General features: G+C 69.4%; 14 protein-coding genes and 2 pseudogenes. 10 read left to right on the top strand and 6 right to left on the bottom strand.

Features of this window, described 5'->3' with window-relative positions:
* Positions 1–86 precede the first annotated feature (86 nt).
* The gene (locus ACIP6U_RS47675) at positions 87–1682 is read right to left on the bottom strand and encodes a Na+/H+ antiporter (protein ID WP_401729691.1); all 1596 of its coding nucleotides are present in this window, start codon (positions 1680–1682) and stop codon (positions 87–89) included.
* A gap of 63 nt (positions 1683–1745) precedes the next feature.
* Between ACIP6U_RS47675 and ACIP6U_RS47670 the strand changes: the two genes are divergently transcribed.
* The 3 genes from ACIP6U_RS47670 to ACIP6U_RS47660 all read left to right on the top strand — a co-directional run bounded on the left by ACIP6U_RS47670 (position 1746) and on the right by ACIP6U_RS47660 (position 3835).
* The gene (locus ACIP6U_RS47670) at positions 1746–2006 is read left to right on the top strand and encodes a UBP-type zinc finger domain-containing protein (protein ID WP_401729689.1); all 261 of its coding nucleotides are present in this window, start codon (positions 1746–1748) and stop codon (positions 2004–2006) included.
* Between the two features lie 261 nt (positions 2007–2267).
* Positions 2268–2681 (top strand): anti-sigma regulatory factor, encoded by a 414-nt coding sequence (locus tag ACIP6U_RS47665; RefSeq protein ID WP_030784224.1) that lies wholly within the window; start codon positions 2268–2270, stop codon positions 2679–2681.
* Positions 2678–3835: a SigB/SigF/SigG family RNA polymerase sigma factor gene (locus tag ACIP6U_RS47660; RefSeq protein WP_401729687.1), complete on the top strand. Its 1158-nt coding sequence runs from the start codon at positions 2678–2680 to the stop codon at positions 3833–3835. The genes ACIP6U_RS47665 and ACIP6U_RS47660 overlap by 4 nt, the downstream gene beginning before the upstream one ends.
* 592 nt (positions 3836–4427) lie before the next feature.
* Here ACIP6U_RS47660 and ACIP6U_RS47655 read toward each other — a convergent pair.
* A complete protein-coding gene (locus tag ACIP6U_RS47655) occupies positions 4428–4877 on the bottom strand; it encodes a hypothetical protein (protein WP_401729685.1) in 450 nt (149 codons plus the stop codon).
* 137 nt (positions 4878–5014) lie between these two features.
* Here ACIP6U_RS47655 and ACIP6U_RS47650 point away from each other — a divergent pair, with 137 nt between their 5' ends.
* Both ACIP6U_RS47650 and ACIP6U_RS47645 read left to right on the top strand, forming a co-directional pair.
* Positions 5015–5983: a diacylglycerol/lipid kinase family protein gene (locus ACIP6U_RS47650; RefSeq protein ID WP_401729683.1), complete on the top strand. Its 969-nt coding sequence runs from the start codon at positions 5015–5017 to the stop codon at positions 5981–5983.
* 319 nt (positions 5984–6302) lie between these two features.
* Positions 6303–6560 (top strand): WhiB family transcriptional regulator, encoded by a 258-nt coding sequence (locus ACIP6U_RS47645; RefSeq protein ID WP_010353616.1) that lies wholly within the window; start codon positions 6303–6305, stop codon positions 6558–6560.
* 226 nt (positions 6561–6786) lie between these two features.
* On the opposite strand, the gene ACIP6U_RS47640 is transcribed toward ACIP6U_RS47645, so the two are convergent.
* Together ACIP6U_RS47640 and ACIP6U_RS47635 are read right to left on the bottom strand one after the other, a co-directional pair.
* Positions 6787–8262 carry a sensor histidine kinase gene (locus ACIP6U_RS47640; protein ID WP_401729681.1) on the bottom strand — a complete coding sequence of 492 codons (1476 nt, stop codon included), beginning with the start codon at positions 8260–8262 and terminating at the stop codon, positions 6787–6789.
* Positions 8263–8619: 357 nt separating this feature from the next.
* Complete coding sequence (locus tag ACIP6U_RS47635) at positions 8620–9702, bottom strand: SIS domain-containing protein (RefSeq protein ID WP_401729679.1); 1083 nt, start codon at positions 9700–9702, stop codon at positions 8620–8622.
* Positions 9703–9908: 206 nt separating this feature from the next.
* Here ACIP6U_RS47635 and nagB point away from each other — a divergent pair, with 206 nt between their 5' ends.
* The 4 genes and pseudogenes from nagB (at position 9909) to ACIP6U_RS47615 (ending at position 13017) form a co-directional block, all read left to right on the top strand.
* Positions 9909–10694 carry a glucosamine-6-phosphate deaminase gene (gene nagB / locus ACIP6U_RS47630; RefSeq protein WP_401729677.1) on the top strand — a complete coding sequence of 262 codons (786 nt, stop codon included), beginning with the start codon at positions 9909–9911 and terminating at the stop codon, positions 10692–10694.
* Positions 10695–11092: 398 nt separating this feature from the next.
* Positions 11093–11539 (top strand): annotated as a pseudogene (locus ACIP6U_RS47625) (sensor histidine kinase); the annotation flags it as partial.
* A complete protein-coding gene (locus ACIP6U_RS47620; RefSeq protein ID WP_401729676.1) occupies positions 11536–12207 on the top strand; it encodes a response regulator in 672 nt (223 codons plus the stop codon). The pseudogene ACIP6U_RS47625 and the gene ACIP6U_RS47620, both read left to right, overlap by 4 nt.
* Before the next feature lie 429 nt (positions 12208–12636).
* Positions 12637–13017 (top strand): AQJ64_40280 family protein, encoded by a 381-nt coding sequence (locus ACIP6U_RS47615; protein ID WP_401729674.1) that lies wholly within the window; start codon positions 12637–12639, stop codon positions 13015–13017.
* Between the two features lie 85 nt (positions 13018–13102).
* On the opposite strand, the gene ACIP6U_RS47610 is transcribed toward ACIP6U_RS47615, so the two are convergent.
* On the bottom strand, positions 13103–13606 hold the full coding sequence (locus tag ACIP6U_RS47610; RefSeq protein WP_401729672.1) for a transposase domain-containing protein: 504 nt from the start codon (positions 13604–13606) through the stop codon (positions 13103–13105).
* 242 nt (positions 13607–13848) lie between these two features.
* Between ACIP6U_RS47610 and ACIP6U_RS47605 the strand changes: the two are divergent.
* A pseudogene (locus tag ACIP6U_RS47605) lies at positions 13849–13989 on the top strand (IS5/IS1182 family transposase); the annotation flags it as partial.
* Between the two features lie 43 nt (positions 13990–14032).
* On the opposite strand, the gene ACIP6U_RS47600 reads toward ACIP6U_RS47605, so the two are convergent.
* On the bottom strand, positions 14033–14305 hold the full coding sequence (locus ACIP6U_RS47600; RefSeq protein ID WP_401729670.1) for a transposase: 273 nt from the start codon (positions 14303–14305) through the stop codon (positions 14033–14035).
* Positions 14306–14763 lie beyond the last annotated feature (458 nt).

The following is a 14763-nucleotide window of genomic DNA, read 5'->3' as shown; positions in this document are numbered from 1 at the left end:
GTATGCGATCGCCCCGCGGGCCGGCGCATCCGGATTTCGATCGCCGCGATCGGTCGACGCCCTCACCCCGCGCTTCCGGCGGAGCCTCACGCCGCTTCCCGGAAGGCCGCTGCCTCCTCCAGGTCGAGTCTGCGCAGCATCGTGCGCAGCATTTCGTCGTCGATGTAGCGGCCGTCGCGGAGGCGGACGAACATCGCGCGTTCGGCGCTGATCATCTCGCGGGACAGGCGGCGGTAGGTGTCGTCGACGGATTCGCCGGTGATGGGGTTGACCTGGCCGAGGCGTTCCCAGACCGCGTTGCGGCGGCGTTCCAGGGCCGAGCGGAGGCGGTCGGCGAGGGGCGGCGGGAGCGCGTTGCTCTCGTCGGCGAGGAGTTCGTCCAGGCGCTGTTCGGCGACTCGTGAGGCCTGCGCCTGGGCGTTGGCCTCGGCGAGGGTCTCGGCCTGGGTGTCGCGGCCGGGGAGCTTCAGCAGGCGGATCAGCGGGGGCAGGGTGACGCCCTGGACGACGAGGGTGCCGATGACCGTCGTGAAGGTCAGGAAGAGGATGAGGTTGCGGCCGGGGAATTCCTCGCCGTTGTGCATGTGCTCCGGGATGGAGAAGGCGATCGCCAGCGAGACCACGCCCCGCATGCCGGCCCAGCCGATGACGAACGGCGCCTTCCAGGTGGGGTTCTCCTCGCGTCTGCGGATTCTGGCCGAAAGGATCCGGGGCAGGAAGGTCGCCGGATAGACCCAGATGAAGCGGGAGGCGACGACCACGAGGAAGACGGCGACCGCGTACCAGGCGGCCCGGCCACCCTCGTAGGCACCAAGGCCCTTGAGGACTACGGGCAGTTGCAGGCCGATCAGGGCGAACACCGCTGATTCCAGGACGAATGCCACCATCTTCCAGACGGCCTCCTCCTGGAGGCGGGTCGCGAAGTCGACCTCCCAGTTGCGGTGGCCCAGGTAGAGCGCGACGACGACCACGGCGAGCACACCGGAGGCGTGCACCTGCTCGGCGACCGCGTACGCGACGAACGGGATCAGCAGGGAGAGCGTGTTCTGGAGCAGCGCTTCCTTGAGGTGGGTGCGCAGCCAGTGGAGCGGCACCATCAGGATGAGGCCGATGCCCACGCCGCCGACCGCGGCCAGCAGGAACTCGCCGATCCCGCCCGCCCAGGTCGCGCCCTCGCCGACCGCGGCGGCGACCGCGACCCGGTAGGCGGTGATGGCGGTGGCGTCGTTCACCAGGGACTCGCCCTGAAGGATCGTGGTGACTCGGGAGGGCAGTCCGACCCGGCGCGCGACGGCCGTGGCCGCGACCGCGTCCGGCGGCGCCACCACCGCGCCCAGCACCAGCGCCGCGGTCAACGGCAGCCCCGGCACGATCTGGTAGGCGGCCCAGCCGACCACGAAGGTCGCGAAGAGCACGTACCCGACCGACAGCAGCGCGACCGGCCGCAGTTGCGCGCGCAGGTCGAGATAGGAGCTGTCGGTGGCCGAGGTGTAGAGCAGCGGCGGGAGCACGAGCGGCAGTACTACGTCAGGATCGAGGGTGTACCCCGGCACTCCGGGGACGTACGAGACCACCAGGCCCGCCGCGACCAGCAGCAGCGGCGCCGGCACCGGTGTGCGCCGCGCCGCCGCGGCCACCGCGGCGCTGCCCGCCACCAGCAACAGCAGTGGCATCACGTCCATCGTCCTCGCCCGCCCTCTGGTTTTCCGCGCGGCCATCCGCACGGCCGTCGTAATCTGGCAATCATGAAACAGTGCACGCATGCCGACGCGCTGCCGCACCCGCAACCCGGACCGCTCAACGAAACCTGCCCCGAGTGTCTACGGGACGGTACGCACCCGGTCCAGCTCCGGCTGTGCCTCACCTGCGGCCATGTCGGCTGCTGCGACTCGTCTCCGGGACGGCACGCGACCGAGCACCACAAGGATTCCGGTCATCCGATCATGCGGACCTTCGAACCCGGTGAGAGCTGGCGCTGGTGCTTCGTGGACCATGTGCTCGTGTGACGCGGCACGACTCCGCTTCACCGACGGTTCGACGGTCTGACGTCTGGGTACGTCAACCCGGCGCGCGCTCTTCCCAATTGGGCCCGCCGACCCCCTAGCCACGGAGCGTATCCGAAGGTTTACTATGAGTGACAGCAAGGGGTTGGGGTCCTGGGGACAGGAAAGTTCGGAGCGCGATAGCGTCACCGCTGAAGCACACGTCGCGTTACTCCGGGGGGCGACCCTCGGCCCTGAAATGCTTGTACCACCTTGGAGGTGAGGGTGTCCCAGATCGCAGGCGAGCCCGCGACCCAGGACTTCGTGGAAGTCCGGCTGCCGGCTGCGGGTGCCTACCTGTCGGTGCTGCGTACGGCCACGGCCGGCCTCGCGGCCCGTTTGGACTTCACCCTCGACGAGATCGAGGACCTGCGCATCGCTGTGGACGAGGCCTGCGCGATCCTGCTCCAGCAGGCCGTGCCCGGCTCGGTGCTCAGTTGTGTCTTCCGGCTTGTCGACGACTCGTTGGAGGTGACCGTCTCGGCGCCGACCACGGACGGTCACGCCCCCGCGCGGGACACCTTCGCCTGGACCGTCCTGTCCGCCCTGGCAGGCAAGGTCTCCTCCGCGGTGGACGACGACAAAACCGTTTCGATCAGCCTCTACAAACAGCGCGGCGCGGGACCCGGGCCGGCGTGAGGACAGGGGACGGGCCGGTGCGTGACGAAGAGCGCGGCACACGGGAGCTGCCGGCCGAGGGCACAGGCGGGTCCCGACGCATTGGTGACGGCATCGACGGTATGGCCGGCATCCCCGAGCAGGCCCGGCCGCATCCGGAGGAGGACTCCTCGGAGACCGCTTCCCCGGACGGGCTGCGGAATCGGGAAGGTGCCGTGCAGAGCGCGCCCGTGGACGGACGGACCGGGATCCCCCCGCTCCGTCCGGCGGCCGGCGCTCGGAGAAGGACAACGGGCGGGACGATGAGCGAGCACGAGCGAAACCCCGAGGCCGACGGGCAGGGCGCGCCGAGCGTCCAACAGGGCGCTCCCGGCGTCCAGCCGGGCGCACCGAGCGTCCAGCAGGCCACGCACCACGACCCACGGGACCGCAGCGGAGCGCGTCTGCTCTTCATCGAGCTGCGCACGCTGAAGGACGGCAGCCCGGAGTACGCGGACCTGCGCAACCGGCTGGTCCGCATGCACCTGCCGCTCGTCGAGCACCTCGCCCGCCGCTTCCGCAACCGCGGCGAGCCGCTGGACGACCTCACCCAGGTCGCCACCATCGGCCTGATCAAGTCGGTCGACCGCTTCGACCCGGAGCGCGGCGTCGAGTTCTCGACGTACGCGACCCCGACGGTCGTCGGCGAGATCAAGCGGCACTTCCGTGACAAGGGCTGGGCGGTCCGCGTCCCGCGCAGGCTCCAGGAGCTGCGTCTGTCGCTGACCACGGCGACCGCGGAGCTCTCGCAGCTGCACGGCCGCTCCCCCACGGTCCACGAGCTGGCCGAGAAGCTGGGCATCTCGGAGGAGGAGGTCCTGGAGGGCCTGGAGTCCGCCAACGCGTACTCCACGCTGTCGCTGGACGTCCCCGACACCGACGACGAGTCCCCGGCCGTCGCGGACACCCTGGGCGCGGAGGACGAGGCCCTGGAGGGCGTCGAGTACCGCGAGTCCCTCAAGCCCTTGCTGGAGGATCTGCCGCCGCGCGAGAAGCGGATCCTGCTGCTGCGGTTCTTCGGCAACATGACGCAGTCGCAGATCGCCCAGGAGGTCGGCATCTCGCAGATGCACGTCTCCCGGCTGCTCGCGCGCACGCTGGCACAGCTGCGGGAGAAGCTGCTCGTCGAGGAGTAGGGGCGCGTCGGGGCAGGGGCCGCTTTGCGTCCGACCTGAGGCAGGGGCTGCTGACGGTCGCCCTGAAGGAGCGGCTACTTCCGGTGCCCCGACACAGGGGCTCCATCCAGTCGCCCCGCCCCAGGGGCAACGTCCGGGCACCCGGGGAAGCAGGAGCCACTTCCGGTGGCCCTGAAGGAGCAGCTGCTTGCGGTGCCCCGCCCGCGGAGGCTTCGTTCGGTCGCCTCGCCCGCAAGGGCTCCGTCCGGTCGCCCCGCCCCAGGGGCAACGTCCGGGCGCCCGGAAGGCAGGAGCCACTTGCGGTCGCCTTGAAGGAGCAGCCGCTTGCGGTGCCCCGCCCGCGGAGGCTTCGCTCGGTCGCCTCGCCCGCAGGGGCTCCGTCCGGTCGTCCCGACGCAGAGGCTCCGTCCGGTCGCGCCGCCCCAAGGGCAACGCCCGGGCACCCGGAAGGCAGGAGCCACTTGCGGTCGCCCCCAAGGAGCAGCTGCTTGCAGTGCCCCGCCCTCGGAGGCTCCGTTGGCTCGTCCCGCCGCGGAAACTCCGTCCGGTCGCCCCGTCGCAGGTGTTTCGTCCGGTCGTCCCGGCGCCGTGGCTACTTCTGGTCGCCCTGTGCTCCGCCGGGGCCCCGGATGCCGAGGGCTCGGTTCGTCTCCGGGTTTACCAGGAGTACCAGTGCGGCCACGGCCACGACGGCGAGTGCGATCCCGGCCGGGATGGCGATGCTGTCGGCCTGGAGCAGGGTGTAGGCCACCGGCAGCGCCATGATCTGCGTGATGACGGCGGGGCCCCGGCTCCAGCCACGGCGCAGCAGCAGCCCGCGTGCGGCGAGCAGCGGCAGCAGTGCGAGGACGGCCAGGGTGATGCCGCCGGTGACGGCGGACCCGCGGTCGTCGGGGTCGCCGGCCAGGCCCTCCACGAGCATCCACAGGCCCCCGACGGCCAGCGCGATTCCCTCGAGACCCGCGAGCGCGGCAGCGTAGGTCAGGCGGCGCGGGCGCGGGTCGGTGCTGTCCGAAGCGGTGGGAGTCTGCTCACTGGTCACCTCTGAAGGGTAGTCCCGGGGGCGGCGCCGTCCGGAGCGGGCCGGACGGTCCGCCGTGGTGAGGCTCACGTCCTCTGCTCTTACCTGATCCCTACTCGACCTGTGCCGAGTACCACCCAGTAGGTACGCTGCAACTCATGCGTGCACTTCTCGTGGTCAATCCGGCGGCAACCACCACAAGCGCACGTACGCGCGATGTCCTGATTCATGCACTCGCGAGCGAGATGAAGCTGGAAGCGGTCACCACCGAGTACCGCGGCCACGCACGCGACCTGGGCCGGCAGGCGGCAGACAGCGAGGACATCGACCTGGTGGTCGCCCTCGGCGGCGACGGCACGGTCAACGAGGTGGTCAACGGCCTGCTGCACGCGGGCCCCAACCCCAACGGTCTGCCCCGCCTCGCCGTGGTCCCCGGCGGCTCCACCAACGTCTTCGCCCGCGCCCTGGGCCTGCCCAACGACGCCGTCGAGGCGACCGGCGCCCTGCTCGACGCCCTGCGCGAGGGCAGTGAACGGACCGTGGGAATGGGTCTGGCCGCCGGCACCCCGGGCACCGAGGACGAGGCGGTGCCCTCGCGCTGGTTCACCTTCTGCGCGGGGCTCGGCTTCGACGCCGGTGTGGTCGGCCGGGTCGAGCAACAGCGGGAGCGGGGAAAGAAATCCACGCACGCCCTTTACCTGCGCCAGGTCGCACGCCAGTTCATCCAGGAGCCCAATCGCCGGCACGGCACGATCACACTGGAGCGGCCCGACGCCGAACCGGTGACCGATCTGGTGGCCTCCATAATCTGCAATACCTCACCGTGGACGTATCTGGGTAATCGTCCGGTGTACGCAACGCCTAAGGCTTCGTTCGATACCGGGCTCGACGTACTCGGTCTCAGCCGCATGTCCACGGTCTCCGCCGCCCGGTATGCCACACAATTGCTCACTTCGTCCCCCGAACGCGGAGCACACGGCAAGCACGCCGTGACCCTGCATGACCTGGACCAGTTCACCTTGCATTCGAAGGTCCCCCTGCCCCTTCAGATGGACGGCGACCACCTCGGACTGCGCACGAGCGTGACGTTCACAGGCGTACGCCGTGCACTGCGTGTGATTGTGTGAGCAGAAAGGGCTGAAGTCCTTTCACTCGAACGTTTAGGCCAGGGTCCACCCCATGGAAGTACGGCTGTGACCTAGTCGACACCGAGGAATCAAAAAAAACTTTCCAGAAGGGGTTGTATCCGCCGCTGAGGTTTGCGAGTCTCTACGTGGCGATCGAGACGGCCCGCAACACCGGCCTCCACGGATCACCGGAACCCCTCTTCAATCCACAGGACCCCGCCAGCGAACCTGGCGTTCGGCCCTTCACTTGTTGAGGGATTCGTGAAAGCGTTCACATTCACAAGCAACCCGCACGTAATACCAAGGAGAGGTAGCAGCCATGGACTGGCGTCACAACGCCGTTTGCCGCGAGGAAGACCCCGAGCTCTTCTTCCCCATCGGCAACACCGGTCCTGCGCTGCTGCAGATCGAGGAAGCCAAGGCCGTCTGCCGTCGCTGCCCCGTTATGGATCAGTGTCTGCAGTGGGCGCTCGAGTCCGGTCAGGACTCCGGCGTCTGGGGTGGTCTCAGCGAGGACGAGCGTCGCGCGATGAAGCGCCGTGCCGCCCGCAACCGGGCCCGTCAGGCAACCGCCTGACAACACCCGCCCCACAAGCCTGAGCTTGGCGGCGCGTACAGCGAGTACGCATCTCCCGCCCCCGAGCCGCAGCGCGCAGTACCCCCGATGCGCTTACGCTTTGCGAACGAGCAGCAACGAGCACTGGCCCCGGACCACACAAGGTCCGGGGCCCTTTGCTGTCCCCGGGCTTCTCCCCTGCCCCGGGCTTTCCTCGGGCTCTTCCCGGGATCTTCCCGGGAGTTGACTACTTGTCGGCTTCCACCGGCACGTCCAGGATCACCCGGGTCCCCCGCTCCGGCGCCGGGACCATGTCGAACGTGCCGCCCAACTCGCCCTCCACCAGGGTCCGTACGATCTGCAGGCCCAGGTTGCCGTCGGTGTGCGGGTCGAAGCCCTCGGGCAGGCCGACGCCGTCGTCCTGGACGGTGACCAGGAGGCGGGCCTCCTTGCTGGTGCCGCCGCGGACGGCCGACACCTCGACCGTGCCGGTGTCGCCCTCGCGGAAGCCGTGTTCGAGGGCGTTCTGCAGGATCTCGGTCAGGACCATCGACAGCGGGGTGGCGACCTCGGCGTCCAGGATGCCGAAGCGGCCGCTGCGCCGGCCGGCCACCTTGCCCGGCGAGATCTCGGCGACCATCGCGAGGACACGGTCGGCGATCTCGTCGAACTCCACACGCTCGTCCAGGTTCTGGGAGAGCGTCTCGTGCACGATCGCGATCGAACCGACCCGCCGCACCGCCTCCTCCAGGGCCTCCCGGCCACGGTCCGACTCGATGCGCCGGGCCTGGAGCCGCAGCAGGGCGGCGACCGTCTGGAGGTTGTTCTTCACCCGGTGGTGGATCTCCCGGATGGTGGCGTCCTTGGTGATCAACTCCCGCTCGCGGCGACGCAGTTCGGTGACGTCACGGAGTAGGACGAGCGAACCGATGCGCGTGCCCTTGGGTTTGAGCGGGATGGCGCGGAACTGGATGACCCCGTCGCGCGCCTCGATCTCGAACTCGCGCGGCGCCCAGCCGCTGGCCACCTTGGCGAGCGCCTCGTCCACCGGCCCCCGGGTCGGGGCGAGTTCGGCGGTGGTCCGGCCCAGGTGCTGGCCGACCAGGTCGGAGGCGAGGCCCATGCGGTGGTACGCCGACAGCGCGTTCGGTGAGGCGTACTGGACGATGCCGTCCGCGTCGAGGCGGATCAGGCCGTCGCCGACGCGGGGCGCGGCGTCCATGTCCATCTGCTGGTTCGCGAACGGGAAGGCGCCGGCCGCGATCATCTGCGCGAGGTCCGAGGCGCTCTGGAGGTACGTCAGCTCCAGACGGCTCGGGGTGCGCACGGTCAGCAGGTTCGTGTTGCGGGCGATGACACCCAGGACGCGCCCCTCCCGTCGTACCGGGATCGACTCGACCCGGACCGGGACCTCCTCGCGCCACTCGGGATCGCCCTCGCGCACGATCCGGCCCTCGTCCAGGGCCGCGTCCAGCATGGGGCGGCGGCCGCGCGGGACGAGGTGGCCGACCATGTCGTCGTGGTAGGAGGTGGGGCCGGTGTTGGGGCGCATCTGGGCGACGGAGACATAGCGCGTGCCGTCGCGGGTGGGCACCCACAGGACCAGGTCGGCGAAGGAGAGGTCGGAGAGCAGCTGCCACTCCGAGACCAGCAGATGCAGCCACTCGAGGTCGGAGTCGTCGAGTGCGGTGTGCTGGCGGACCAGTTCGTTCATGGAGGGCACGTGGCGAGCGTACCTGGGGGTATGTGAGGGGCGTAAAAACACCCGCGGGCCGCGGCGCCTGGGAGGGACCCTCAACCCTCCCGGCACCGCAGCCCGGAGCAACAACGGCCGTGGGGTGTGCGATCCCGGTCGGCCGAAGGATGAGGACCCGGGGCAGTCAGGGCAGAGAGCTCCGGTTCCTCGGTCCGCCTTCCTGTGCGGGGAAGGCGGAAGTCTCGCGGTTGTGCGTACAGCGCTTCAATTCTGGACTAGACCACTCTGCGTGTCCATGCGTTGAAGCCTGTTGATTGTTGTTATTTCCCCGACGGCAGCCTAACCCGTGGGGGTTCCTGTGCGGGGGTGCTCGGCGAGGCGATCTCAGCGGGTCTCCGTCACCTTCGCCAGGGCGCGGGGCGCGTCCGGGTCCTGGCCGCGGGCGATGGTCACCTCGTAGGCCAGGAGCTGGAGCGGGAGGATCTCCAGGATGGGCTGGACTTCCTCGGCCACGCCCTCGGTGGGCAGCACGAAGCCGGCCGAGGCCTGCTCGACCTGGCTTTTGGGGCCGATGACGACGAGGTCGGCGCCGCGTCCGCGCAGCCGGTCCAGGACGGGCTGGAGGGCCTCACCGCCCTTGCCGTCGGTGACGACCGCGATGACCGGCGAGACGTTGTCGACCATGGCGAGGGGGCCGTGCAGGAGGTCGGCGCCGGAGTAGGAGAGGGCGGGGATGTAGCTGGTCTCCATCAGCTTGAGGGCCGCCTCCTTGGCCGTGGGGTAGCCGTAGCCGCGCGAGGTGATGACCATGCGCTCGGCGAAGCGGTAGCGGCCGGCGAGGGCGCGGATCTCGTCCTGCCGGGCGAGGAGCTGCTCGGCGAGGTCGGGGAGCACCTGGGCGGGGGCGCCGTCGCCGTCGCGCAGGCCCTCCACGAAGAGGTAGAGCGCGAGCAGGGAGGCCGTGTACGTCTTGGTGGCGGGGAGGGCCTTCTCCGGTCCGGCCAGGATGTCGATGTGGTACTCGGAGACGCCCGCCAGCGGTGAGTCGGGGTTGTTGGTGACGGCCAGCGTGATCGCGCCGGCCTCGCGGGCGGCGCGGGTCGAGGCCACCAGGTCCGGGGAGCCGCCGGACTGGCTGACGGTGACGACCAGGACGTCGGTGAGGTCGGGCAGGGCGCCGTAGGCCGTGGTGGTGGACATCGAGGTGAGTCCGCAGGGCAGGCCGAGGCGGATCTCCAGGAGGTACTTGGCGTAGAGGGCCGCGTTGTCGGAGGTGCCGCGGGCGGTGAGCAGGACGAAGCGGGGGTTGCGGGCGGCGATCTCCCGGGCCACCTGCCGGATGCCGGGGGCACCCTCGGCGAGGATGCGGCGCAGTACGGCGGGCTGTTCGGCCATCTCGCGGGCCATGATCCCGCCCGGGAGGTCGCCCGGGAGGTCGCGCTGGGGATCCGGTGTGGTGGCGGTCATGGGTTTCCTCCGAGCGGGCTGGGTGCGGGTGGGGCTCATTCGACTCCCCCACGGCGAATGATGCCCGTCCTCCGAGTGGAATGCGGGTGCCGCCCGATCACCTGGGAGAACAGCAGGTTCCACCTGGGAGGACAGATCCGATTCTGTTAGATTGGCCTCACTATTGGTCTAAACCACATGACACTCTTCAGATCGGCAGGCCCAGCGTGGAAGTTGTCATCGTTCCGGACGCCAAGTCGGGCGGCGAGCTCATCGCCGAGGCCATGGCACAGCTGCTGCGGCGCAAGCCGGACGCCCTGCTCGGCGTGGCCACCGGCTCGACGCCGTTGCCCATCTACGAGGCGCTGACGGCCAAGGTGCGCTCCGGTGACGTGGACGCCTCGCGGGCGCGGGTCGCCCAGCTCGACGAGTACGTGGGGCTGCCGGCCGAGCACCCGGAGTCGTACCGCTCGGTGCTGCGGCGCGAGGTGCTGGAGCCGCTGGGGATCTCCATGGACGCGTTCATCGGGCCGGACGGGACGGCCGCCGATGTGCAGGGGGCCTGCGAGGCGTACGACCTGGCACTGGCCGAGGCCGGCGGTGTCGATCTGCAGGTGCTCGGGATCGGGACCGATGGGCACATCGGGTTCAACGAGCCCTGTTCCTCGCTTGCTTCTCGTACGCGGATCAAGACGTTGACCGAGCAGACTCGGGTGGACAACGCGCGGTTCTTCGACGGCGATATCGATCAGGTGCCACATCACGTGATCACTCAGGGGATCGGCACGATTCTTGAGGCGCGGCATTTGGTGTTGCTGGCGACGGGTGAGGGCAAGGCGGATGCGGTGGCGGCGACTGTGGAGGGGCCGGTTGCTGCGGTGTGCCCTGCGTCAGCCTTGCAGTTCCACCGGCATGCGACGGTTGTCGTCGACGAAGGGGCCGCTTCCAAGCTGAAGTTGGCCGATTATTTCCGGCATACCTTCGTCAACAAGCCTGCGTGGCAAGGGATTTAAGGCGCGGATTCGTCTGCCTGGTTCTGTGAGTTTCGGGGCGCGGGTCGTGCGTGGCTGGTCGCGCAGTTCCCCGCGCCCCTAACCCGCGCGTTTCACTTACTGTCGTGTCCGGATCTTGAGCGGAAACACGAAAGTGCCTTGTGAGCTGGGACGTTGAGGCAGCCACGCGGGATCACGCCTGCTGGCCGATCTCGCCGACGCCACCGGTCTGACCGGCTCCTTCGCCAATGCGCTGCACCGGTTGCGGCCGTGCGGCACCTGCTCGTGACCAGCGCGAGGTATACGGTCCGGTTGCCTCCACCCTCACGGCATGGCGCCGGATCTTGGGCGAACCCTGCGGGCCCGGGCTGGCCATAGAGCTCCACGAGGCCCTGGACCCGCTGGCCGGTTCTGTTTCCGGGGCCGAGGACATGCGGGGGCCGCTGCCCGGGATCGACGGACTGGCGGGTCTCGCGGAGACCGGCCGGGTGGCCGGGGCCAGGGTCGAACTGTCCGTCCGTGCGGACGGCATCCCGCCCTCCGTGGGCGCCGCCGCGTACCGGATCGTGCAGGAGGCGCTCACCAACGCCGTACGTCACGGTGGCCGCGAGGACCTCACCGTGCGGGTGGGGCTGTGGACCGCGGACGGTGCACTGCGGGTGAGTGTCAGGGACGACGGGACGGGCGGGGACGCCGGTTCGGGCGGCGGGGCGGGCCCGTCCGAGGGCGGGGCGGGGTTCGGGCTCGTCGGAATGCGGGAGCGGGCCCGTAGCGTGGGCGGCACACTGGACGCCGGTCCGGGGCCCGCCGGGGGCTTCGAGGTGAGCGCCGCACTGCCGCTGTCCCGGGAGGACGAGGTCCGATGAGCATCCGCGTACTGCTGGCCGACGACCAGAACCTTGTACGGGCCTCCTTCGCGATGCTCGTTTCGTCGGCCAAGGACATGGAGGTCGTCGCCGAGGCGGGCACCGGGCGGGAGGCCGTGGCGCTGGCCCGGTCGGCGCGGGCCGATCTCGTCGTGATGGACATCCGCATGCCCGACCTCGACGGGATCGAGGCGACCCGGCTCATCGCCGCCGACGAGGATCTCGCGGGGGTGAAGGTGCTCGTCCTGACGACGTACGAGACCGACGAGCACATCGTCGAGGCGTTGCGGGCCGGGGCGTCCGGCTTCCTCGTGAAGGACATCAGGCCGGCCGAACTCCTCGATGCCATCCGGACGGTGGCCGCGGGGGAGTCCCTCCTCTCGCCCGGTCCCACCTCGCGGCTGATCGCCCGTTTTCTGCGCGCGCCGAACACCGGGACGACCTCCGCGGTGGGCGGGCCGAGCGGGCTGTCCGAACGGGAGCGGCAGGTGCTCGCGCTGGTCGCGCGTGGTCTCAACAACACCGAGATCGGTGACGCGTTGGGGCTCAGCCCGCTGACCGCGAAGACCCATGTCAGCCGGATCATGGGCAAGTTGGGGGCGCGGGACCGGACACAGCTGGTGATCGTGGCGTACGAGTCGGGGCTAGTGATACCGGGGACCGTCTGAGCTCGGACCGACTTCTGGGCGGGTTCAGGTCGCGTTCCGGGGGTCGGTTGTACGGTCCCTCAACTCCCTGTGGTTGCACGGGCATTGCACCCTGGTCACCTCCCACCCGAGAAGGAGCAGGCAGCGGCGACCTACAAGCGCGGCTTCGGCCACCACCCGCTGCTGTGCTCCGTGGACAACACCGACGAAGCCCTGGCCGGAGTTCTTACTGATCGTCGCAAATGAGGTCGCGGTGTCGGCTGGTGATCTGCCGCGATCCGAGAGGGAAGGCAGAAAGTCGGAAGTGTTCGGTCCGCGTTCGTCCCGGCTCACTCAACCTGCGCAAGCGCCGGGCAGTCCTACCGGATGCCGAGATCGGTACAACGGTCTTGCCGATGTGCGGGCGCATGGGCGAAGAACAGGCATCCGAACGCTTGACTGAGGAGAGGGATGGCGAATCTGAACACCCAGACGACCTGGATCGACGCACGTGAAAGGCTGCCGCAGGACGGTGTACCGGTGGCAGCGGCGGTCACGGGCCGGTACCCAGCTGCCAGCGCCGAGTCCGAGAACCCGGTGAAGGAGGCGTTCTGGCTGGTAAGGCCGATGTACTTCACGACTCGGCACTTCAGTGAGGACGGAACGGAACACAGGAATTGCTTCGTCGACTCTGACGGATATGTCCGTCTGCCCTACGGTCTTGCCGACGATGACACGGTGACTCATTGGGCTGAGCTGCCCACCCTGCCGGGCAGGACGACACACCTCGTTCTCGGGGAAGACGTGCAGCCGGCGCTCCAGGAAGCGTGGCGTGCTCGCCCTGGCACCTGACACACATCCCGCGGTCGGCCAGGACCAGTTGACCGGCGTCGCAGGAGCGGGGCAGGCGGCCCACCAGGGTGACTTCCCCGGTGCGTCAGTCGGCCGGCTCGGCGTCCAGCACGAGGTGCGTGCCCACCTCGATCAGGCAGGCCATCCGCACTCGGGGAAGGGAACTCTTGTCGTGGCCGCGGGCGTTGTCGGGGCGGCCGAAGGCGGCCTCGTTGGCGGGACTGTCGGCAACATCCCAGCAGGTCCCGTCCAGCGTCAGTAGCCGCAGCCCCCGCCAGAACGCCCCCGGAGTGGCCTCGGTGCCCATCGGTTTCGCGGTCGTGGTGAACAGCACTGGCAGCGGCTCCGGGCCGAGCCGCTGCCGGGCCCGGAACAGTGACGACTTCGCCGGGATGTGCCGTTCGCCCAGCAGGCCCTGACCCCGAAGGCCCTCGACCAAATGCCGCATCACGTCCAGATACGGCGCCGGCGAGAACAGGGTCAGCCCGAGCACGAAATACATCACCAGCCGGGCCGGCAGCAGGCGTCTGCGTTGTTCCGTCCGACTGCACGCAGCCACCGCACGATCCACCAGACCTGACGGATACACCCACCCATGAGGGCTGGGCCTGTCAAGGGCGTAGTGCACCCTCTGGGCGGAGGAATGCTGGCCCGCCCCGAGGGCCGAACTCGTAGTGCGTGCCGGGTGGTTCGAGACGCCTTTGCGCCAGGCGCGGGCGAGGAGTTTGCGGGCGATCGCCGTCGTGGCGATCTTCTTGCCCCGGCGGTGCGCGATCCGTCGGTAGCAGTCGGCGAACTCCGCGGACCGCTTGGCGGTCTGAGCGATCTGGTCGCGGCGGGGTGTGGGGCCGCCCGCACGAGGCGGTGCTGCACCGAATCGATGACGCCGGCCTCATCGACGTCTCGCGCGTGGTTCTCGACTCCGCTCACGGGGGGGGCTGGAAATGGGGGCGAACTCAAGGTCCGGGACCCCCTTTTTAATGTCGATGTGACTGCCGTCGATCACCGCCCGGGATCAGTTGATCTCGTTTGCCGCGTTCAGCTGAGCAAGCAGGATCCGATACAGATCGTCGAACACCCCGGCGTTGATCCACCGCTTGATCCGCCGCCAGCACGTCATGCCTGACCTGAAGCCGAATTCCTGCGGAAGGTCTTCCCAGCCGATCCCGGTATGCGGCACGTACAAGATGCTCTGCGGGCACTGCCGATCCGGCACCGGCCGCGGACCGGGCGCCTTTATCGGGCCACGGCGGAAGCAACGGCGCGAGAAGCTCCCACAACTGATCATTCACCAGAGCGCGTGAGCAGCTCTTTAACGTTCGTCTCAGGTTCGCTCGGTGGGAAGTAGGAATGCGGATAAGCGATGCAACCCGTACGCAGAAGGCTAGTGATGGCAGTCGACGCAGCACCATCGGGGAAAGCGCAGGGCACCCGCACGGCGCTCCGGAGAGTACTCCCGTCGGAGTAACGTCGTACCGCCTGTCTCCCGAGGGATGACGACCGCAGTATGACGAAACAGAACGGAATCGGGCCTAGCGTTGAGGCCATGCAGAAACCTGCTATTCCACTGCGGAGGTTCGGGGTGGCCACCAGGGCGCTGGCGACGGCGTTCTCTGTCGCCGCATGCGGGGTCACACGCCGACAACAGTGCGGGCCCGCCGCGGCCGGCCCGCACAGCGCGCACGCGGGCGGTCGTCAGCTCCACCACAGCCGCTGCGCACCGGCGAGCGGTTCCTCGACCTGAGC

Origin of the sequence: Streptomyces sp. NPDC088794, assembly GCF_044750545.1 — a bacterium.
GTDB lineage: Bacteria > Actinomycetota > Actinomycetes > Streptomycetales > Streptomycetaceae > Streptomyces.
This window is presented reverse-complemented; position numbering and strand designations above follow the sequence as displayed.

Coding starts and splice junctions, on each gene's coding strand:
- ACIP6U_RS47675 (WP_401729691.1), bottom strand. CDS start 1,682: ATGGACGTGATGCCACTGCTGTTGCTGGTGGCGGGCAGCGCCGCGGTG.
- ACIP6U_RS47670 (WP_401729689.1), top strand. CDS start 1,746: ATGAAACAGTGCACGCATGCCGACGCGCTGCCGCACCCGCAACCCGGA.
- ACIP6U_RS47650 (WP_401729683.1), top strand. CDS start 5,015: ATGCGTGCACTTCTCGTGGTCAATCCGGCGGCAACCACCACAAGCGCA.
- ACIP6U_RS47645 (WP_010353616.1), top strand. CDS start 6,303: ATGGACTGGCGTCACAACGCCGTTTGCCGCGAGGAAGACCCCGAGCTC.
- ACIP6U_RS47635 (WP_401729679.1), bottom strand. CDS start 9,702: ATGACCGCCACCACACCGGATCCCCAGCGCGACCTCCCGGGCGACCTC.
- ACIP6U_RS47620 (WP_401729676.1), top strand. CDS start 11,536: ATGAGCATCCGCGTACTGCTGGCCGACGACCAGAACCTTGTACGGGCC.
- ACIP6U_RS47615 (WP_401729674.1), top strand. CDS start 12,637: ATGGCGAATCTGAACACCCAGACGACCTGGATCGACGCACGTGAAAGG.
- ACIP6U_RS47600 (WP_401729670.1), bottom strand. CDS start 14,305: ATGATCAGTTGTGGGAGCTTCTCGCGCCGTTGCTTCCGCCGTGGCCCG.